Origin of the sequence: Mucilaginibacter rigui (assembly GCF_014773275.1) — a bacterium.
Lineage (GTDB): Bacteria > Bacteroidota > Bacteroidia > Sphingobacteriales > Sphingobacteriaceae > Mucilaginibacter > Mucilaginibacter rigui_A.
Map to the genome: position 1 here is coordinate 557,375 of NZ_JACWMW010000003.1, position 22,549 is coordinate 579,923.

Genomic DNA, 22,549 nt, shown 5'->3' on the forward strand with positions numbered 1-22,549 from the left:
CAGTGAAGCCGCTTGCCTTTTTTAACCTCATAAAGCACATACAATGTGCTAGTATATGCTCACGTCCTGATGAAAATATCTGATAATAAAAACATACCTCCATACATACTTACTGCCGATATTGGAGGATCGCACATTACATCTGCAATTTGCAATACAGATACTTATATTATTGAAGAAAACAGTGTTGTAAGGTTAGAAGTTGATAGCAAGGCCGGGGCCGACGAGATTATCGGGAGCTGGCAATCGGCTTTGAAAATGACACTATCTGCTGCTGATGTCGAAATTAGTGGCATTGGGGTGGCAATGCCCGGGCCTTTTGATTATGCCAAAGGTATAAGCTATATAAAGGGATTAAATAAATACGAAGCGATATATGGTATGAATATAAAGGAGGCCATTGCCGGTTTTTTAAATATACCCGGCAACCTGGTGCATTTCCGTAACGATGCCGAAGCAACTATAGCAGGTGAAGCACTAACTGGTGCGGGTGCCGGTTATAAAAAGGTGGCCGGTGTTACCTTAGGCACCGGTTTTGGATCTGCGTATTGTACGGAAGGTATAGCCCGGGATCTTAATTACGGCAGTGACCTATATAAAGAAAGCATTGCTGATGATTACCTTTCTACCCGCTGGTTTCAGAAACGTTATTATGAATTGACAGGAAAGCCAGTAGCAAATGTAAAAGCCTTGGCTGCTTTACTACCATATGATAGTAATGCTAAACAAGTGTTTGATGAATTTGCCGCTAACATGGCTGATTTTTTGAAAAAGCCGCTGCAACAGTTATCACCTGATGTACTGGTGCTTTGTGGTAATATTACCAGAGCGTCGGCATACTTTTTACCACAGCTAAGGGAGCATTTACCTGCTATAACTATACAAACCGCTCTATTGGGCGAGAAGGCGGCGCTTATAGGTGCTTCTGTATTTACTAATATAAACGTTCTTGAATCATGACAAACAAACCTGCTTTTACTGAAAAGAAATATGTGGTTATATTTATTTTCGTAACCTCATTGTTTTTAATGTGGGGGCTGTTGCACTCCATGAGCGATGTTCTTAACAGGCACTTTCAAACAGTATTAAATGTTTCAAAATCTCAATCCGGGCTTATTCAGCTATCTGTTTTTGGTGCATATTTTATTATGAGCATACCGGCTGGTATGTTCTTAAAGCGTTATGGTTATAAGTCTGGTGTAGTATTGGGTTTAACCTTGTTTGCTATAGGTACCTTTTTGTTTGTACCGGCAGCAAATGTAGCCTCGTTTGGCTTTTTCCGTATAGCATTATTTATATTGGGATGCGGAATGGCTACTTTAGAAACAGTAGCCCATCCGTTTGCCGCTGCATTAGGCGACCAGCGTACCAGCGACCGAAGACTCAATTTTTCGCAATCGTTTAATGCCGTAGGCGCAATCATTGGCCCTGCTATTGGTTCTTATTTTTTATTAAGGGCAACTGGTGGCAACTCAACAGATCTTTCATCTGTAAAAAGCCTTTATATTGCTATTGGGTGTATAATAGTATTTATTGCTATTGCATTTTTATTGGTAAAGATACCCGCACTGACAGATCCGCATACAGAAGTTGATCCGGAAGCAGTGAATATTGATACTGCTCCGGGGAAGAAGCTATATCAACATAAGCACTTTATATGGGCTGTTACAGCACAATTTTTTAATGTGGCCGCACAAGGAGGTACCTGGGCATTCTTTATCAATTACGGGCACGATGTAATGGGTTTTGATAACCAAACCGCAGGCAGTTATATGAGCATTTTTATGGCCATGATGGCTGCCGGGCGTTTTGCTGGGACCTACCTGATGCGTTTTATAGCTCCCAACAAATTACTGGCAATATTTGCTTTTGGCAATATCCTAATGTGTGTTATTGTTGCGCAGGGTTGGGGCTGGACCTCTTACATAGCCCTGATGATGATCAATTTCTTTTTCAGTATTATGTTTCCTACCATATTTAGTTTGGGGCTTAAAAACCTGGGCAAGCATACCCAGCAGGCATCATCATTTATATCAATGGGTGTTGTAGGCGGTGCATTTTTCCCACTTATAATGGGCAAAATAGCAGATCATAATGTGGCTCAGGCTTATTACCTGCCCATTATATGTTATGCAGTGATATTTATGTTTGGTTATAAATTATATAAAGTAAAGCATTAGCCTGTTAAACTGAAATTTATGAAAAATCTCTTTTTATATAGCTCTTTGCTTTTGTTTGTTTCCGGGAGTGTAATAGCACAAAAAACAATTAATCAGATTGATATAAGTGTTGTTGCCGCTATGCCAAATATGCCCACACCATATAAAATGAAAAATTGGAAACAGATTGGTATTAAACAGGATGCGTTTTTATATGATTTTAATGCAAAAGGTGCCTTACTACCGTTAATTTGGTGGGATGATAGCCATGTGAATATGCCCGGCCGCTCGTTCGGTTTACCAAGCTATGTGGGCTCAATAAGGCAAAAGGGAACAAATGAGTATGAATCTTTACCCGTAATGGGCTCCCTGTTAGGGGCCTCGCTATTAGGAATTGATAAGAGTAATGTTAATGGCGTTGATTTTGTAGGCATGACCAAGCATTTTTATAATGCCGCCAATGGTGCAAACCTGATTATGAATAAAGGTAACCTTAAAATGGGCAATACCTTTTGGTACGAGATATGGCCGGGAATGGCTTTTAGTATGCTGGTAGACCAGTACCCTGCCAAAAAGGATTTGGCGGAAATTATGCAGAAAAATGCAGCGCATTGGCTGGATATTATCAATAACCTATCTGTAAATCGCCCGTTCCCTGATTTTAACTTTACATCATATAGTCTGGAACAAAAAAAAGGCGTTTATAACGGTGTGTGGCACGAACCTGACGCAGCAGCAGGGTTGGCCTGGCTGGAGTTTACCGCCTGGAAAAATTCAAGAGATGACAGATACCTAAAAGCCAGCAAGGCGTGTATGGCATTTTTGCAGTATCGCCCTGCAAAGGAAGGCCCTTTTTATGAAGTAATGATGCCATATGGTGCGTATCTGGCTGTCAGGATGAATGCCGAGTTAGGTACCAGTTATGATGAAATCAAGATGCTGAACTGGTGTTTTGATGGTAATAATTCTGACCGCGATGGCTGGGGTGTTATATCCGAAAGATGGGGTGATGATGATGTGTATGGGTTGGTGGGGCAAAAAAAAGAGGAGCAATATGCTTTTGCGATGAATACCTATTCGCATGCAGCGGCATTAGTGCCAATTGTTAAGTATAACCCGGCCTATTCTAAAACTATTGGTAAATGGTTGCTAAACCTGGCTAATGCGAGCAGATTATTTTATGCAGACGAACACCCCAAAAACAGGCAGACCAGTGGCATTTGGCAAGGCGACCCCGATCATGTAATAAGTTACGAAGGTTTGCGCAAAGATCTTGATCACGGTAATGATTTTGCCATATTTAAAGGTATCCTTACCGATAAGGGCCCATATGCAGTTGGCGACCAGGTAAAGCAGTACAGATCTATGACTGATATTTGCATCTATGGTTCAGCATGGGTAGGTATGCTGGGGGCAATAGTTGATACCACAAATGTAAAAGGCATATTAAAACTGGATTGTAATAAAACAGACTTCTATGCCGACCGTAGCATCCCTTCTTATTTGTATTACAACCCTTATAAAGAGGTGAAAACAGTTGAGATAGATTTGGGTAACGGTGTGGTAGATGTTTACGACAGGGTATCGAAAAAAATATTAATAAAACATTTAACAGGGAAACAAAAGTTAGCAGTTCCTGCAGAAGGGGCTTTATCTTTAGCCCTTATTCCTGTTACCTTAAAAGTACTTAAGCGTGGTAATAAGATATTGGCAGGCACATATATCATTGACTATTTAGGGAAATAAACCTAATTTTTTCTATATCTATTAAAAGTTGGTGTTTGTTATTAAGGTGGCATCAATTCCGTCATTATTAAAATAGCTCCCGTTAATACCTGCAGGCTATCCAGATAATTATCTGAGTGAGTGTGTTAATACTCACGCATTAAACGGCCCCGGCCTGCTATGCAAGTCTGGTCAGTAATAATATCTGGATGAAGGGGAATAGTTTATTGTCTTGTCGCTAAAGTATTCTTTAATATTCATCTCCATTTTTAGTTATTGCATTATCTGGCCATCGTATGTTTTAAATAATAAATGATTGAACCAGCCATGATGAAAACATAGCAATAATTGTATAAATCATTATTTTATAGTCAAACTGGATATATATTTAAAGGTAGAAAAAAAATCCTATGTTTTATTTGGAACATAGGAAAAAATTTCTACCTTTGGATTGTTATGAGTAAAGAAGAGTTAAACAAACCCGTTGAACCAACAAAATCAGAGTTGGAAATTCTACAGGTACTGTGGGAAATAGGCCCGGCAACCGTGCGCACGGTAAACGACGAACTGCAAAAGCAAAAAGAGGTGAATTACGCTACTACTTTAAAGTTTATGCAGCTGATGGCCGAAAAGGGGATGCTCATCCGTGACGAAAGCCAGATGAAGCATATCTACAGTGTTGCCGAAGAGGAGCAAAAAACTAAATCGCACCTGCTGGATAAGTTTGTAGACGCTATGTACAAAGGGTCGGCAAGTAAGCTGGTATTACAATTACTTGGTAATAAAAAGAATTCTCAGCAAGAGTTGCAGGAGATCAAAGACATTCTTAAAAAATTGGAGGAATAATAATGGATAGTTTTAATATTGCATTGGGGCAAACACTCATCCACTCATTATGGCAGGGAGTGATATTGGCAGGCATTACGGGCTTGATAATTATTTTTACCCGCAAAGCCAAAGCCGCTAACCGCTACTTACTGATGGTAGGAACAATGTTGGCGTTCGTTATAGTTTCTATCGGTACGTTTTGTTATGAGTTTTATCAGCCATCTGCTAAAGTAGCAACAGGCGATATTATTTACCATGTTTCAGCTATTTCAAATCTTACTAATGTTGAACGCAGCTTACCACAACAGGTAATGCAATATGTTAATAACCACACACAAAGTATAGTTTTGGTTTGGTTTTTTATAGTACTGGCTCGCAGCCTGCAATTAGCTACGGGTTTGCAAAGCTTATACCATTTGCGTCGTAAAAATTTGTTTGCAGTTGATGAAAACTGGGGCAAAAGAGTAGCGATATTATCCGCTCACTTAGGTATAAACAGGGTAGTGGGCATTGCAGAATCGGGCATAGCGAAAGTTCCTATGGTAATAGGGCACTTAAAACCATTGATTCTCATTCCCGCGGGATTATTAACCGCTTTACCGCCTGCTGAAATTGAGGCTATTTTAATACACGAACTGGCCCATATCCAGCGAAGGGATTACCTGGTGAATTTACTGCAAAGTTTCCTGGAGATCATCTTTTTCTTTAACCCCGCGGTGCTATGGCTATCGGCCCTTATTCGTACCGAAAGGGAGAACTGTTGCGATGATATTGCAGTTGAACAAACCAGCAGCAAAGTGAATTACATCCGTGCCCTGGTTTCTTGTCAGGAGTACCAGTTATCGGCTCCGGCTTATGCAATGGCCTTTCCTGGCAGGCGCAGCCAGTTGATGGATCGTGTAAAACGTATGGCATCCGGCACAAATAATGCTTTAAACTTCAGGGAACGTTCCATATTATTTATAACACTGTTTACAGCGGGGCTATTAACCGTAGCGTTTACCAATGCCAAACAGATCCAGCATTTCGCTGTAAAAACCCAAAAAGCGCTTACACAATCAATTATCCCGGCAACAGATACTATACCTGTACAGCCACAACCAGCCAAAAAAACTAAGGTTAAAGCCAGTGCGGTTGCACAACCGGTAAAAGCCTATACAGAGCAAACTGCACCTGTTGAACCGAATGAAGTAACTATAACTAAACAAAAGGAAATGGCGTTTGAAGATTCGGTTAGGCAAAGCCGGTTATCGCCAACAGCGCCTATAACCCCAATAACCCCCATAACACCCAATACTGGCCGCACGCAACCCATAACTCCTATAACATCAATTAATACAAAGCCATTATCGCCATTAACGGGGGACCTAAGTCCGTATAAAAATAGAAGCCTTAACTATAATACTACAGCAAAACAGTACGCGGCAACACCTGATGAACCGGTAAAATCAAAAGCGCCGAGCATTGGCGAACAGGTAACAGCCGAGCTAATTAAAGACCAACTTATAAGCTCGGATGACAAACATATATCATTCAAACTAAGTAACACCGATTTAATTGTTAATGGTATACGCCAGACGGATGACGTACAAAAGCGTTACAAGGATAAATTTGTACCCGTATCAAAAGGTAAAAGCACCTGGACATTGTACAATAATTACGATACCACTACCGACGATAAAAAATAAGCAGAAGTTTATCTGAAAAAATATTCAATCACATAAACGGGCATAGCTATGCCTAAAAATTCCTAAAACCATTTGACCATGAAATTAAAAATTGCGGCTTTTTTAGCTGCCTGGCTTTCTATTACCTCAACTTTTGTAAACGCCCAAAGCATCAGCGGTAAAGTGACTGATAGCAGTCAAAAACCGCTTGATGGTGCAAGCGTTTACCTGATGCAAGATTCAGCACTTGTTAAAACGGCTTTGGCAGATGCCGTCGGTGCGTTTAGCTTTGTCCAGTTAAAACCAGGCAAATATTATCTTAATATTAGTATGATGGGTTTTGCCAGTTATAAAAGTGGCTTATTAAAACCAGATACCACGCTGCTTGCTTTAATGCAGCCAACAGGCAAACAGTTAAAAGAAGTTGTTATCACCTCCCAAAAGCAATTTGTTGAACAAAAGATAGACCGCACAGTGGTAAACGTTGATGCCCTGATCAGCAACGCTGGGTCGACAGCAATGGATGTGCTGGAGAAATCGCCGGGTGTATTGGTAGATCAAAGCGGTGCCATCAGCCTGAAGGGGAAAAATGGGGTAAAGATCTTTATAGATGATAAGCCTACTTACCTCTCTGGCGCCGATCTGGATAACTACCTGCGCTCGCTGTCGTCTGCAACTATTGACCAAATAGAGCTGATGAGCAACCCGCCCGCAAAATATGACGCGGCCGGTAATGGCGGTGTTATCAACATTCGTTTAAAAAGGAATAAAGCAAAAGGCTTTAACGGCGGCATAAATCTCAGTTATTCGCAGGGATATTACGGACGGACAAATAACGGGTTGAATTTTACTTACCGCGATAATAAATTGAACCTTTTCGGGAACTTTAGCTATAATACAGCCAATGGGTTCAGCGATTTGGATATTAATCGCCATTTTTTTACCGACGCTGGCGCACCTGATTACGATTTTTTGCAAAACTCATTTATTCGCCGTACATCAAAAAGCTATAATTCAAAAATTGGGTTTGATTATTACGTAAGCGAGAAATCGACGATTGGTTTTATTGTTAACGGATTAATAAGTCCCAGCGATGTGAACACTATAAATAAGAGCAGGTTTTTAAACACAAACGGTAATCTTGATTCTACCATTGTAGCTTTAAATGCCCAGCACCGTAACTTTAAGAATGGGACAGCAAATGTAAACTATCGCCATCAGTATGATAAAAAGGGAAGAGAATTAACCCTTGATTTTGATTACCTGCGCTATCAAACCAATATGGCTCAGTCTTTTGACAACACAGGGTACCTACCCAATGGTAATATTTCCACTCAGGATCTGCTGACTGGTAACCTGCCGTCAAACATAAATATTTGGTCGGCCAAAACAGATTATACTCACCCCTTAAACAGTGGTTTTAAGCTTGAAACAGGTTTGAAAAGTAGTTATACCAAAACCGATAATATAGCCGACTATTTTGTTACTCAAGGAGGTGTTACAGCGCCCGACTATGATAAAACCAACCATTTTATTTATAAGGAACAGATCAGTGCAGGCTACCTAAATGTCAATAAAGATTGGAAAAGGATCTCACTTCAATTGGGACTTAGGTTTGAGAATACCGCGTCTGATGGTCACCAACTGGGCAACATACAAAAACCAGATTCGACCTTTAAGAGAAATTATAACGGCTTATTTCCAACCGCGTATATTCAATACAAATTAGATAGTACGGGCAGCCATAGCATAAACTTTAATTATGGCCGCAGGATAGACCGCCCTTATTATGAAGACCTTAACCCATTTTTGTCGCCGTTGGATAAGTTTACCTACTATACCGGTAACCCCTTCCTTAAACCATCATATACTGATGATTGGGAGTTGTCACACACCTGGAAAAACATTACCACAACCCTTAACTATAGCCAGACAAAGGATGATGTGAACGAGACGATAGAAATAGTAAACGGTATTTATTACAGCCGCCCCGGGAACCTTGGGAAAAGCATCAATAAGGGTATTAGTATAGACGCGAGTTTTGATCCTGCAAAGTGGCTTAACTTTCATTTTTCTGGTAGGGTTGTAAATATCCATACCATTAGCCAATTTTATACCGGCACGCTTGATACAAAGGGGACATATTACTTTATTCGCCCGGTGTTTCAATTTAAATTGCCGAAGGACTGGACGACGCAAATTGACGGTGGTTACCAGAGTAAGGTCACCAACGCGCAGTTTATCGCTTCAGCAAGGGGGAAAATTAATGCTGCAGTCACCAAAAAATTCTCACCTTCACTCAGTATGAGCATTGTTGGGAATGATTTGTTTTACACATTCAATAATGGCGGGCAGATCAACAACCTTGCTAATGTAAAGGCCAATTATTTAAACCGTGGCGATTCAAGAACGGTTGTGCTATCATTAAACTACCGTTTTGGTAAAACCATAGCTGATTTACGAAAACACAATGCCGATGGCGCAGAAAGTGAAAAGAACAGGGTGAAAAACTAAGGGTATATCTATGTTGTGTAGTAAATAAGCCAGCTGCAATGCTATATTGTATCATGGTAATTATAGTCGCTGATAAAAAGATGGGAATATTTGGCTGCTGCTATCTTGTTCGCCCGCTGGGTAATTCATAATCAACAGGTAGCTGATCGCCCATGCGCAGTGTTTGCCAGTAGCCCTCCACAATGGTTTTTAACGGGGTAAATATTACACCATTACTATCAAAGTATGTGAAATTATCCAAAAATGTAATAAACGAGGTATGGTAGTTTGACCCATTTTGGGGGTGTTTGTAATTAATCATCAAATTAAGTATTGGAGTATACCCAAACGCGTAAATCCCCTTCTCATCGGTTAAGTTCAAATAATCGTTTATTTTTAATACCTTACCTGCATATTGATCAAATTTTGGACGATCTCGTTTTTTTATCCAATAGCTAAGTGATTTATTTGGGTCGGCCGTTTTGCTATCGTAAAATTTAATTTTAGCATTTATTAAACTGTCCGATGGCCTACCGGCTGTTGGTGTTCTGAATAATTCAAATACCTTAAATTCGCCCTTGATACATTATTGGCTAAACATGCGCGTAGAAAACTCATCATCGAGCCATTGTATGCATCTACACGTTTGTTTTCCCAGGCGGTTTGTTGTGCCTCTGTACCGCTCATTGGTTCAAATACTGATGGGCCGGTGTAATACATGGTTCCCTTTATTGGGTCAAATTCAAATGACACCAACAAGTAATTTATACGGTATCCCAACGCTTTATTTTCAATAACCAAAAAATCGGTTTATGTTGCATGCATCCTATCAGTAGATTCATCATACTCAAACTGCAAGACATCGGGGTTTAAAATTTTACATTCTGCGGCGTTTTTTGTGCGGCCCAAAAACTCACGGGTAAATATTCTGATGTATCGTTCGCGTTTATAATCGCGTTTGCGTTTACCACCGTTTATTTTTACTTTGCCCAGCAGGCTTGTTTTATTTTTTAGGGCAATAGTGGGTAATTGGATATCATTGCCGCGCACAAATATATTTTGGTGAAGGGGCTCAAAGCCAATGCAGGTAATTACCAGGTCGTACTGCCCGTTCTTTACATTGCTTAAGGTGAACGAGCCATCCTTTAACAACATATTACCGACTTTAGAGTTGCTTAAAAAAACGCTGGCATTCGCAATAGGCTTTTTATCGGTAACGCTTACAACTTTATCGGTAATGGTAATTTGCGCAAATAAGGCAGCAGGGGTGAATAATAACAGTAGTAGTAAAAAGTTACGCATGCCACCAATTTATTAACTAAATAATTGTTTAGGATAAAAAATGTGTAAAATATTTATAGACAAAGCATATAGATATTGATGGGTACAGTAGTTTTTAAAAAAATAAATAGATTAGTACCGATATAATTACCCCCCGATGAAAAAGAAAATTGGTTTATCTGTTTTAGCCGTATTTATTACATTATGTTATGCAAATGCACAGCATAAAAGCGTTGTGCAGCAATTGGGGTCGGAGTCAGTCGGGTTTTTTGTTGAGGCAGATACAGCATGGACTGGTTTACTAAAAAGGTATTCGGGTTGGTTTGGGGGCGATGGTATTTATACTATCCCTTTAAACGGTGTTGAAGGTGGCCCTGGTAAAAAGAGTGATAAAATCCTGATCATATTTAGCGATACCATGATAGGGGAGGTGACAGACAGTACCATGAAACCGGGCTACAAAATGATCCACAACTCTGTTGCGCTATTAAAAGGGAATGAACCAAATCCACAGAATATTAACTTTTACTGGAGTAAAAATAAGGATGGATCTGCCGAGTCGATTTTTATACCAACTACCGCTCAAACACGCAAAAGCGATTATTACTGGCTTGGCGATGGGTTTGTAAATACAGATGGAAACAAGGCTTTATACTTATTTGGCTATCGGGTTAGGAATGTTAGTGAAGGTGCATTTGGCTTTAACGAAGTAGGTAACACGCTTATTAAACTAAATATTGCAAATGCTCCGTATTTTACCGTACAAGAACAAAAAGATACTCCCTTTTATCTTACGGATGAAAAAGAAGATATCGGCTCATTTGGTGCAGGTGTATATGTAAATACCAAAAGTGCAGGTGCCGTAAATGCAGATGGCTATATATATGTATATGGTGTGCGCGGCATGGTTAAAAACCTGATGGTTGCACGTGTGCTGCCAAAAAACTTTGATGATTACAGCCAATGGCGTTTTTGGGACGGCATGCAATGGGTAAGCGATATGAGCAAGGTAGCCGATATTACCAACCATGTATCAAACGAATTGAGCGTATCGCGCTTACCCGATGGCAGGTATGCCCTCATTTTTCAGGTGGATGGTATGAGCCCGACTATTGGTATGCGCTTATCTGATAACCTTACAGGGCCTTTTGGCCCTGTAATTAAACTGTGGGATTGTAAACCCGACCTGCTTGAGAATACATTTGTAGTTTATAACGCTAAAGCGCACCCAAGCCTTTCAAAACCGGGCGAGCTTTTGATCAGTTACAATATCAATTCAGTAGAGTTTATAAAAGATCTGCAGAAGCATCCCCACCTTTACAGGCCGCGATTTATACGGGTAAAGTTTTTTAAATAAAGATGCCAGTCAATGCATTGTATACATTGTATGAACAATTTTACAATATTTGCTAAATCGATTAACTAAATTAAATCAGTTTTATATACATTTGTTTTTATAAACCAATTAGGTCTCTTTTAACAGCAACATTACATGTTTAAAGCTTTACCGTTTTTTATTACGATATGCCTTATCGTGCAAGCTGGTTTTGCACAGCAAAAGGTAGCTGCTGCCGATGTGCAGAATGCTTCGGTAACATTTAAAATTAACCAGGTGCTGCAAAGCAACATGGTTATTCAGCAAAACAAACCTTTTAAAGTATGGGGGCAGGCTGTTTCGGGCGAAGCGGTTACTGTTAAAGCCGACTGGATGCTGCAACCCGTTACGGTTATTGCTGGTGCCGATAATAAGTTCATGGCCATTATCAACGTTCCGGAAGCAAAAAAAGGTGATTATACTGCTCATACGCTAACAGCGGAAAGTCATCAGAAAAAAATAATGCTAACTGATCTGCTTATAGGCGATACTTGGTTTTTAAGCGGACAATCTAACATGCAATTCGCTATGCGCGAGGTTAAGGACGCCGCAACAGAGGTTGCAGCCGCAACTTCTCCTAACATCAGAATATTAAACGTAGGCTTTAATTGGAATACCAAACCTATAGATACCTTAAAAGGCGACTGGCAAAAGGTATCACCGCAAACCGTGAAGGATTTTAGCGCGGTAGGCTACTATTTTGGTAAAGAATTGCAAAGCAAACTGGATATCCCGATCGGATTGATCTACTCAGGTATAGGAGGCTCATGGGAGCAGGCTTATGTGGCACAAGATGTAATGGCTGCCGATACGATGTTGAACAGGGTTTATCTTAAACCTTTTTTTGATGATCCCAAATCAAAAGAAAAACTGGATGGTGTGTTTTCGTTCGATAGGGTGTACCAGCCTTTTTTGATCCATAACGCCATGATCAATCCGTTTTATAACCTATCTATAAAAGGCATCTGCTGGTACCAGGGCGAATCGAATCGTGCCGAGCGGGAAAGCTACCTCCGCTTAAGTTATGCCCAGATAAAAAGCTGGCGCACGGCCTTTGCGCAAGGCGACCTGCCATTTTATTATGTACAGGTTGCGCCGCATGCTTACGAAAAGTTTGATTCTACGTTAAACGACTATGCCTTCTTCCGCGAGGTGCAGGAAAAGATCTCGGCAATGAATAACACAGCTATGGCAGTTACCATGGATGTGGGCGATGCGAAAAACATCCACCCAACCAATAAAAAGCCGGTAGGGGATAGGTTAGCCAGGATAGCTTTAAACCGCACTTACGGAATGTTGGATATCAATTATGAAGGCCCGCATGTAGACTATGTGGCGTTTAAGAAGAAAAAAGCCATTGTAAACTTTACCCCGGCAAGTGTAAAAACGAAGTTGCGTACTACTGATGGAGCCGAACCAAAGTTCTTTATGATAGCTGGCGCCGATCAGGTGTTTTGGCCAGCGGAGGCAAAAATCATCAATAATACTATCGAGCTAAGTACTAAGCAGGTTAAAAAACCTGTTGCTGTACGTTATGCTTTTACCAATTACCCGGTTACTAATTTGGAAAATGAAAACGGTTTACCTGCAGTGCCTTTCCGCACAGATAACTGGGCTGAACCTGTAGTTGCTAAAAAATAAATGCATATGAAAACAATAAAAATTATTCTTTGCCTGGTTGTTATTTGCACACTTACTGCACATGCACAGCAAACCGAAGAACAAAAGAAAGCCGAAGCCTGGGCCAATTTCCATAAAGTTGTAGAAGAGCGTATACATAATGATTGGGCCTGGATAAAACGCTACGAAGGTGATAACGAAAAACTACCGGCACCCGCTCCCGGCGAAAAGCGCGTGGTTTTTATGGGTAACTCGATCACTGAAGGCTGGATAAATACCGATCCCGATTTCTTCAAGGGTAAATCATACGTAAACCGTGGTATTGGCGGGCAAACCACTCCGCAAATGCTGGTAAGGTTTAGGGAGGATGTGATCAACCTGAAACCAACCGTAGTGGTGATATTAGCTGGGATTAACGATATCGCCGGGAATACCGGTCCCTCAAAAATTGAGAACGTTGCGGGTAATATATTTTCAATGGCAGAGCTGGCTAAAGCCGCGCATATCAAAGTTGTACTTTCATCAGTTTTGCCTGCTGCTGCGTTTCCGTGGAATCCAAAGGTAAACCCGATACAATCAATTATACAACTTAACGCGATGCTTAAAGCTTACGCCGAACAAAATAAATTGGGTTATATAGATTATTATACGCCGATGATTAATGAAGAGAAAGGCCTTAAAAAGGAACTGTGTACGGATGGCGTACATCCAAATATGGCAGGTTATAAAGTAATGGAACCGCTTGCAGAAGCTGCAATAAAAAAAGCCTTGAAATAAGCTTTTTTATCCATTAAAGCTAAATCGATTTATATGCATAAAAGATTATACATACTATTTGCCCTGATTATATATTCAGGGATTGCATTAGCCCAGCAAATAAAACCTTTTAAGGCGGGGGAAAGGGTAGCCTTTACCGGCAACAGCATCACCGATGGCGGGCATTACCATTCCTACATCTGGCTGTATTACATGACCCGCATGCCAAAAGAGCGTATCGATATTTTTAACGCAGGGATAGGCGGTGATGTTGCCAAACAAATTGACGAGCGCCTGCAGGAGGATGTTTTCGACAGGCATCCAAACGTAATGACCTTAACGTTCGGTATGAATGATACCGGCTATCAGTGGCTAACCGGCGCCAAAGCCGATTCGGTTTACAATGCGAAGGTTGCTACCTCATTTAATAGTTTTTTAAAGATCCAGAAACATTTGAAGGCGCACCCTGAAGTTAGAAAAATTATGATCGGTACATCACCTTATGATGGCACGGCTAAAATAAAACCAGGGGTTCTGTATAATAAGAATGCGGCCATACAACGGGTGGTGAAATTTCAGCAGGAGGCAGCAAAGAAAAATAATTGGGAATTTTTAGATTTCAACGCGCCTATGGTTGCCATTGACGAGCAACAGCAGGCAAAGGATTCTACCTTCTCTATGCAGAGTTTCGACAGGATTCACCCAACGGTGGATGGGCACATGGTAATGGCCTACTTATTTTTAAAGGCACAGGGCTTTGCAGGCAAAAAAGTGGCTGCTGTTGATATCAACGCCAAAACATCATCAGTTATAAAGAGTGAGAATTGCCTGTTAACCAATCTATCCGTTACAAAAAACGGCTTAAGTTATACGTATAAGGCAAACGCCCTGCCTTACCCAATTGATACCATGGCGCAAAGCGTAGGTAAAGAGGCGCGTACCCAAGCTGATGCTTTGAAGCTTATCCCGTTTCAGCAGGAGTTTAACCAGGAAGTTTTACAGGTACAAAACCTTGGTGCAAGTAAAAATTACGAAGTACGCATAGATGGTAAACCCATTGGTAAATGGAGCGGACAGCAACTGCAAGCTGGGGTAAATCTTGCCGAAATAACCACTACACCGCAATACCAGCAGGCCTTAGCAGTAATGCATCTGAACGAAGAACGCTGGGTTATAGAGCGCCGCCTGCGCGAATACTGGTGGCTGCAATACTCCATCATGAAACCACACGGCTTGCTACATAATGACAGCCAGGCCACGGTTGATTCGCTACAGAAGTATGCAAAAAAAGACTTTTTTGTAGGTATAACACTTAATACTTATTACAAAGCCCGCCTTAAACCTATACGTGATGCATGGCAAAAGGAAATCGCCCTGTTAACCGACCAGATCTATATTATTAATCAACCCATAGCTCACCGTTTCGAGATAAAGGAAGACAACCAAACCGAACATGTTATCACACAAAAATAAATTTTTAAAAAGCACTTTTTTAGCTGCATCGTTAATGCTGTGCGGTGTAAAAGCTTTTAGCCAGCAGGCTTATTATATTGATGGTTACCACGGCGGCGTTTGGGGCCATTACCCTGATTGGAACACCCGCTTTATTTTAGATAACCTAAATAAACACCCATACTGGAACATTAACCTGGAGATTGAACCCGAAACTTGGGACAGGACCGCAAAAGTCGACCCAACAGCCTTAAAAGAGTTACAGGCGCTGATTGCCAACCAAACGGCAAGCGGAAGGGTAGAGTATGTGAACCCGGCTTACGCGCAAAGTTATATGTACAATATTGATGGTGAAAGCATAATCAGGCAGTTTGCGTATGGTATTGATAAGCTCAGAGGTTATTTCCCGGGTATCACTTTTAATACCTACTCTACCGAGGAGCCTTGTTTCACCAGCGCTTTACCGCAGATATTAAAGTCGTTTGGGTTTAAATATGCATCACTAAAAAACCCAAACACCTGTTTTGGTGGTTATACCCGTGCTTTCGGTGGCGAATTGGTCAACTGGATTGGTCCTGATGGTACAGGCATTACAACATCGCCCCGGTACGAGGTAGAGGCACTTTCAGAAAAATCTACCTGGCAAACCATCGCGTGGGATAACTCGCCAAGGTATATAAAGGCGGCTATTAAGTATGGCATACCCCACCCTATAGGTATGACCTTGCAGGATGCCGGCTGGAAAGGCGGACCTTTTATAGGTAATGCAGATACAGAGCAGCAAAAAAATAAGTACACCACATGGCATAACTATTTTGCCAACATCACCCCGAAAGATAAAAGGCAGGATTGGAAAGTTACCCAGGAGGATATGTTGGTAAGCCTTGTTTGGGGATCGCAGGTAACGCAAAAGCTGGCTCAACGTGTGCGGGTGGCTGAAAATAAAGTACTTGGTGCCGAAAAAATAGCGGTTATAACCGGGGTATTAAGTAAAAACACCAACTGGCCAAAAGCAGGCTTTGACAGCGCGTGGCGCACCTTGCTGTTATCCCAACACCACGATTGCTGGATAGTGCCGTATAACGGCAAGCAAGGCGATACCTGGACGGATAAAGTGGTGGATTGGACAGGCAATACCAACAGAATCAGCGATAGTATTTCTAACGTATCGTTACAAAAACTACTAAGCAAGAAAGGAGCGGGACAGATAGTTACCGTTATAAACACACAGGCCAACAAGCGTAACGAGACGGTTTCGGTAACCATACCTGCCGGATTGCAGGGTAAAAGCCTGTCGGTTAAAGATGCATCAGGCAAAGCAATGACATCTCAGGTGGTTAACGATAAATTGCTGTTTGTGGCCTCAACGCCATCATTCGGCTATAATACATATAGCATTACAGAAACAACAGCTTCAATTGAAAAAGGCACGCATGTAACTGAGCTTGCTGACGGGAATTTCAAATTAGAATCGGATCTGTATTCCATCATAATAAATCCAAAAAAAGGCGGCAGCATTACCAGTTTGTTTGCTAAAAAATTGAATAAGGAGATGGTTGACCAGGCTAACAAAAATGGTTTTAATACACTCCGCGGAAATTTTTATAATGATGGCGGGTTTAAAGCGTCCAATGATGACGCGGCAACTGTTACCATTTTAGAGAACGGCCCAATTCGCGCCAGTCTACAAATAAAAGGTAAAATAGTCGGTACAGACCTTACCCAGGTAATCACGCTAAACAAGGGGCAGCAAATCATTGATTTTAACTTAAACATCAACTGGAAAAAGGATGTTGGCGTCGGCGAAGATGTGGTGAAAAGCAACTACAAATGGACGAATTACAAGAAACCGTTTTATAACGATAGTAACAAACTGGTAACGGTTTTCCCGCTTAATTTAAAAACCCAAAAAGTTTATAAGAACGCACCGTTTGATGTGACCGAAAGCAAACTAAAAAACACTTTCTACAATAGCTGGGATAGTATTAAAACCACCGTGATACTGAACTGGGTTGATGTTACCGATGGCGAAGGCAAATTTGGTATGGCCATGTTTACCGATCATACTACCAGCTATACTCACGGCGAAAACTTCCCCTTAGGGTTGGTTACTCAGTACTCGGGAATGGGGCTGTGGGGACGCAGCTATTTTACAGATGGCCCAACAAACATCCATTATGCCCTAATGCCGCATGCCGGTAAATGGAACGAGGCGGGAGTATGGTCGGCATCCGCGCAATGGAACGAGCCATTGATTGTTCAGGTTGGCAATTCATCAGCAACAGTTAAACAGCAAACGCTTGTTAATCCGCAAAAGGGTTTGATATTAACATCAGCAGAAAATAGTAATAAAGATGTTTTATTGCGATTTTTTAATGCAGAAGGCGAAACCGATAAAAAGAAGATAATCCTGAATTTTAAATATACCAAAGCGCAGGTAGTTGAACTGAACGGAAAAGTATCCGGCGAATTAAAGATTACTAAATTATTAAACGGCTTAACATCTGTTGAGTTGCCAATGCCAAAATTCGGCATCCGTACTATCAGGTTTAGCACCATTTAAAGCAAAAAATAAGCTTGACATAGAAATTTTATAAATTTTAGCTAAAACGTTTTAATTAATATATTTGTCACTAACCAATACTGGTGCCGTATCTTTTGATCTCAATAAAAGATATCGCATTAAAATAATAGCCTCAAGGGAATGAGATTTAAATGTTTACTAACTTTTTCTGCCATACTGAGCGGCGCCCTAATGGCAACTGCGCAAACACCTGCAAGTTATGTTAACCCGTTTATTGGAGCAAGCACCAGTACAAAAGCGGCTGGTACCTATCATGGCCTTGGTAAAACTTTCCCGGGGGCCGATACCCCTTTTGGCATGGTACAGGTTAGCCCAAACACCATTACCGGTGGTGATAATGGCTCAGGCTATAGCTATGAGCACACCAGTATAGAAGGTTTCGCCTTTACACAAATGAGCGGCATTGGCTGGTATGGCGATCTGGGCAATTTCCTGGTGATGCCTACGGCGGGTAAACTAAAAACCAGTGCCGGCACGGTAGATCACCCCGAAGGCGGTTATCGCTCTGTATACTTAAAAGCAAGCGAGAAGGCATCGGCAGGATATTACGCTGTAAAACTTACCGATAACAATATTAAAGCGGAGATGACCGCCGCGCCGCATAGCGGTATACTTAGGTTCACTTTCCCTCAAAACAAACAATCGCGAATCCAGATAGATCTGGCACGCAGAGTAGGTGGTACATCAACCCTGCAAAGCGTAAAGGTGGTTAATGATCATGCCATTGAAGGCTGGATGAAGTGCACGCCCGATGGTGGCGGCTGGGGAAACGGCGATGGCCATGCAGAGTACACCGTATATTTCCATGCTGAGTTTAGCAAGCCTTTAAAAAACTACGGCGTTTGGAGTGCTGATATCCCCGATGGTTGGAGCCGCAAACGCGAAGACGTAGAAAGTACCAAATACCAGGCACAAATAGCAAACGCAGAAATAATAAAACAGGTAAAGGAAAAAGAAGGTAAACACCTTGGCTTTTATACTGAATTTACCACACAGGCAAATGAGCAGGTATTAATGAAAGCCGGCATTTCCTTCATTAGTATTGATGGCGCAAGGAATAACCTGAGCAAAGAAATTTCCGACTGGAACTTTGATGCTGTACACCAGCGTGCCGTTGCATTGTGGAATAAGGCACTATCAAAAGTTGCTGTTGTGGGTGGCACCAAAGAGGAGAAAACTGTTTTCTATACCTCCATGTACCACACTATGATTGACCCCCGCGTTTTTGAAGATGTAGATGGCCGTTACTGGGGCGGCGATGGCAAAGCGCATACCTCAAATGGGTTTACCAAGCGCACCATTTTCAGCGGTTGGGACGTTTTCCGCAGCCAGATGCCTTTGCAAACTATCATCAACCCTGCATTGGTAAATGATATGGTTAACTCGTTAGTTACCCTTGCTAATGAAAAAGATAAAAACTATTTAGAGCGTTGGGAATTGCTTAATTCCTATAGTGGCTGTATGCTGGGCAATCCGGCCGTATCGATTATTGCCGATGCTTACACGAAGGGCATCCGTGGGTTCGATCTTAAAAAAGCGTATGAGCTATCCGTCAACTCGGTAGAGAAATTTGGCAATGGCGATAAAGGCTACACGCCTGGCGGGTTGAGTCTCTCATACACATTGGAGTATGCTTATACCGACTGGTGCGCCGCGCAGTTAGCCAAAGCTTTGGGGAACAATAAAGATTACGAGAAATATACCCAGCGCGGGCAGGCTTATAAAAACATTTTTGATAAGGATAAAGGCTGGTTTCGGCCGCGTGAGGGAAACGGCGACTGGGCTGCCTGGCCTGATTCGGGAAGGTTAAAAGCCTGGTACGGTACTATGGAAAGCAATCCGTATCAACAAGGTTGGTTTGTGCCGCAGGATGTGCCCGGTATGGTTAAGCTGATGGGCGGTAGCCAAAAAGTAATTGCCGACCTGAACAACTTTTTTGAAAAAGCCCCTCAGGATATGATGTGGAACGATTACTATAACCACGCTAATGAACCCGTACACCATGTGCCTTATTTGTATAACCGTTTAGCTGCGCCATGGCTAACCCAAAAATGGACAAGGGCTATCTGCAAAAGGGCTTATCATGATGGTGTTTTGGGTTTAGTAGGTAACGAAGATGTTGGGCAAATGTCCGCCTGGTATGTATTATCGGCCATAGGGATACACCCTGTTTGTCCAGGCGATACAAGGCAGGAAATAACCAGCCCGGTATTTAATAAAGTGAGTATTAAATTGGATAACCGGTATGGTAAAGGCAAATTGTTTACCATACTGGCGGCAAATAACTCTGCTAAAAATATATATATTCAAAGTGCGCAATTAAATGGTAAGCCTTATAATAAATGCTTTATAGATTATAAAGATATTGTAGCCGGCGGCACACTTAAATTGCAAATGGGTGCACAGCCCTCAAAAACCTGGGGACTGGCCAATTAAGTTTATGAAAGCTAAATTGTTAATTCTGTTTGTTTGTAACCTGGTTGTGCCCGGCGTAATGGCCTGCGCGCAAGATCAATCCAGGGTGGTTGAGGTGGCAGCAGGCATACACAAAATAACAGTTGGTAATCCCGATAAATTTACGCCTTACAGTTTTTCGTCGGCTGCGCCGGATGTTAAAGCATTGGCGTCGTTACCTGCGGCAACAGTACCATTTAATATGGGCGATATCAAAGTTCGCCTTACCGATAGGGGGGCTGTAGTAGAAATTCCTTTGCAGGATAAAGAGCAGCTTTATGGCTTCGGCTTACAGATCAATTCTTTTAACCAGCGCGGGCTTCGTAAAAGACCGATAGTAAATGATAACCCGTTGAATGATCTGGGTTACAGCCACGCACCAATGCCTTATTACATATCAACAGCAGGCTATGGCATCCTGATCAATACATCTCGCTACACTACCTTTTATTGCGGTACTGCAAATAAGGTTAAGGCTGATGGAACTGCTAAAAGCGGCCCTAAAAATGCCCTCTCTACTGACGATCTTTACAAAAATGATAATACAGCCGGCAATTATGTGACAGTAGATATTCCCGGTGCAAAGGGGATTGAGGTTTTTGTAATAGGCGGGCCGGATATAAAAACTGCGGTGCAGCGTTACAACCTGTTATCGGGTGGTGGTGTCATCCCACCGCTTTGGGCGCTTGGCGTAAAGTACCGTGTAAAGGCCGATTTTAACGCCGGACAGGTTTATAAAATGGCGGCTTATTTCAGGGATAAACAGATCCCCTGCGATGTTTTGGGTTTAGAACCCCAATGGCAAACCGCTGCCTATTCCTGCTCTTATGTGTGGAATAATGTACTGTTCCCCAAGCCGCAAAAACTGATAGATAGTCTTAAAAGCAATAATTTCCATATAAATTTATGGGAGCACGCCTTTGTAAATCAGCAAAGTCCGCTGTATAATGTCCTGAAAAATAAATCGGGTAATTATACGGTTTGGAACGGTTTGGTGCCTGATTTTGCCGATTCGGCCACGCGCATCACTTTCGCGGCCTATCATAAAACAACGTTTGCCGATAAGGGCATTTCGGGTTTTAAGCTTGATGAGTGCGATAACTCAAACCTGGCATATGGCAGCGGCACATGGAGTTTCCCTGAATTAAGTGAATTCCCATCAGGGATTGACGGCGAGCAGATGCACCAGCTTTTTGGTTTGCTTTATCAAAAAACAATGCTATCTATGTTCCGGGCAAATAATACACGTACACTGCTTGATGTGCGCTCGTCAAACGCGTTTGCATCCTCGTACCCGGCGGCATTATACAGTGATATTTACGGGCACGAAAATTATATACAAATGATACCTAATTCGGGCTTTTCGGGGTTGCTGTGGTCACCCGAGGTAAGGGAGTCTTCCTCATCTACAGAATTATTAAGGCGTACGCAAACCGCTGTATTATCGGCACAAACCCTTTTTAACAGCTGGTATTTGCAAAACCCACCATGGCTACAGTTTGATAAAGCGAAGAACAACAGCAACGAATTTATGACCGATGCCACACAGATTGAATTAACCATTAAACAGCTGCTTAATTTCAGAATGAGCCTGATTCCTTATTTATACAATGCATTTGCGCAGTATAAATTTAAAGGCATCCCGCCATTCCGCGCATTGGTAATGGATTATCCCGATGATAAAAACACCTATAACGTAGATAATGAATACCTGATAGGCGAAAGCTTATTAGCCGCACCTTTAACCGGCAATTTAAACGAGCGCAAGATTTACCTGCCTGCAGGCAACTGGTATAATTATAATACAAATGAAAAATATGCAGGAGGTAAAGAATATATCATTAAATGCGATCTGGATAAACTACCCCTTTTTGTAAAGGAGGGTAGCATTTTACCTATAGCTAAGCCATTACAATTTACTAATGCCAAAACTGTATTTGAGATTGATTGCAAAGTTTACGGGCAAAACGTTAATCCCACTGCACTTTACGAGGACGATGGCTTAAGCTATAACTATGAGCGGGGCCAGTATAATAATATCGACCTTAACTGGGTAAACGGGAAAGGCAAAGTTAAACGTGCAGGTAATTACAGATCATCACGTTATAGGATAACCAATTGGGTAAAGATTGATTAATATTCAATAGAAAGATAA

The 22,549-nt window shown here is 41.6% G+C and carries 16 protein-coding genes; 13 read left to right on the top strand and 3 right to left on the bottom strand.

What is annotated here, in order from left to right; translation table 11 throughout:
* The first annotated feature begins 69 nt into the window (after positions 1-69).
* The 6 genes from IDJ75_RS15955 to IDJ75_RS15980 all read left to right on the top strand — a co-directional run bounded on the left by IDJ75_RS15955 (position 70) and on the right by IDJ75_RS15980 (position 8,893).
* A complete protein-coding gene (locus IDJ75_RS15955) occupies positions 70-960 on the top strand; it encodes an ROK family protein (protein WP_191176614.1) in 891 nt (296 codons plus the stop codon).
* Positions 957-2,180, top strand: coding sequence for an L-fucose:H+ symporter permease (fucP, locus tag IDJ75_RS15960; protein WP_191176615.1), 1,224 nt, complete (start codon positions 957-959; stop codon positions 2,178-2,180). Before IDJ75_RS15955 ends, fucP begins: the two co-directional genes overlap by 4 nt.
* A gap of 147 nt (positions 2,181-2,327) precedes the next feature.
* The gene (locus IDJ75_RS15965) at positions 2,328-3,905 is read left to right on the top strand and encodes a hypothetical protein (protein WP_224746638.1); all 1,578 of its coding nucleotides are present in this window, start codon (positions 2,328-2,330) and stop codon (positions 3,903-3,905) included.
* A gap of 435 nt (positions 3,906-4,340) precedes the next feature.
* A complete protein-coding gene (locus IDJ75_RS15970; RefSeq protein ID WP_191176617.1) occupies positions 4,341-4,730 on the top strand; it encodes a BlaI/MecI/CopY family transcriptional regulator in 390 nt (129 codons plus the stop codon).
* Between the two features lie 2 nt (positions 4,731-4,732).
* The gene (locus IDJ75_RS15975) at positions 4,733-6,400 is read left to right on the top strand and encodes a M56 family metallopeptidase (RefSeq protein ID WP_191176618.1); all 1,668 of its coding nucleotides are present in this window, start codon (positions 4,733-4,735) and stop codon (positions 6,398-6,400) included.
* 78 nt (positions 6,401-6,478) lie between these two features.
* Positions 6,479-8,893 (top strand): TonB-dependent receptor, encoded by a 2,415-nt coding sequence (locus tag IDJ75_RS15980; RefSeq protein ID WP_191176619.1) that lies wholly within the window; start codon positions 6,479-6,481, stop codon positions 8,891-8,893.
* A gap of 100 nt (positions 8,894-8,993) precedes the next feature.
* On the opposite strand, the gene IDJ75_RS15985 is transcribed toward IDJ75_RS15980, so the two are convergent.
* From IDJ75_RS15985 to IDJ75_RS15995, 3 genes are all read right to left on the bottom strand, one after another.
* The gene (locus tag IDJ75_RS15985; RefSeq protein ID WP_191176620.1) at positions 8,994-9,194 is read right to left on the bottom strand and encodes a hypothetical protein; all 201 of its coding nucleotides are present in this window, start codon (positions 9,192-9,194) and stop codon (positions 8,994-8,996) included.
* Between the two features lie 191 nt (positions 9,195-9,385).
* Entirely contained in the window at positions 9,386-9,625 is a 240-nt protein-coding gene (locus IDJ75_RS15990; protein ID WP_191176621.1) for a hypothetical protein, read from the bottom strand.
* A 57-nt stretch (positions 9,626-9,682) separates the two neighbouring features.
* Complete coding sequence (locus tag IDJ75_RS15995; RefSeq protein WP_191176622.1) at positions 9,683-10,174, bottom strand: carboxypeptidase-like regulatory domain-containing protein; 492 nt, start codon at positions 10,172-10,174, stop codon at positions 9,683-9,685.
* 136 nt (positions 10,175-10,310) lie between these two features.
* Here IDJ75_RS15995 and IDJ75_RS16000 point away from each other — a divergent pair, with 136 nt between their 5' ends.
* The 7 genes from IDJ75_RS16000 to IDJ75_RS16030 all read left to right on the top strand — a co-directional run bounded on the left by IDJ75_RS16000 (position 10,311) and on the right by IDJ75_RS16030 (position 22,531).
* Positions 10,311-11,510, top strand: coding sequence for a DUF4185 domain-containing protein (locus tag IDJ75_RS16000; protein WP_191176623.1), 1,200 nt, complete (start codon positions 10,311-10,313; stop codon positions 11,508-11,510).
* 135 nt (positions 11,511-11,645) lie between these two features.
* Complete coding sequence (locus IDJ75_RS16005) at positions 11,646-13,169, top strand: sialate O-acetylesterase (RefSeq protein WP_191176624.1); 1,524 nt, start codon at positions 11,646-11,648, stop codon at positions 13,167-13,169.
* Between the two features lie 6 nt (positions 13,170-13,175).
* On the top strand, positions 13,176-13,925 hold the full coding sequence (locus IDJ75_RS16010; protein WP_191176625.1) for an SGNH/GDSL hydrolase family protein: 750 nt from the start codon (positions 13,176-13,178) through the stop codon (positions 13,923-13,925).
* A 33-nt stretch (positions 13,926-13,958) separates the two neighbouring features.
* Positions 13,959-15,377, top strand: coding sequence for an SGNH/GDSL hydrolase family protein (locus tag IDJ75_RS16015; protein ID WP_191176626.1), 1,419 nt, complete (start codon positions 13,959-13,961; stop codon positions 15,375-15,377).
* Entirely contained in the window at positions 15,358-17,919 is a 2,562-nt protein-coding gene (locus IDJ75_RS16020; protein WP_224746639.1) for a glycoside hydrolase family 38 C-terminal domain-containing protein, read from the top strand. Before IDJ75_RS16015 ends, IDJ75_RS16020 begins: the two co-directional genes overlap by 20 nt.
* A 141-nt stretch (positions 17,920-18,060) precedes the next feature.
* Positions 18,061-20,376: a GH92 family glycosyl hydrolase gene (locus IDJ75_RS16025; RefSeq protein ID WP_191176627.1), complete on the top strand. Its 2,316-nt coding sequence runs from the start codon at positions 18,061-18,063 to the stop codon at positions 20,374-20,376.
* Positions 20,377-20,380: 4 nt separating this feature from the next.
* The gene (locus tag IDJ75_RS16030) at positions 20,381-22,531 is read left to right on the top strand and encodes a glycoside hydrolase family 31 protein (protein ID WP_191176628.1); all 2,151 of its coding nucleotides are present in this window, start codon (positions 20,381-20,383) and stop codon (positions 22,529-22,531) included.
* The last annotated feature ends 18 nt before the right edge of the window (positions 22,532-22,549 follow it).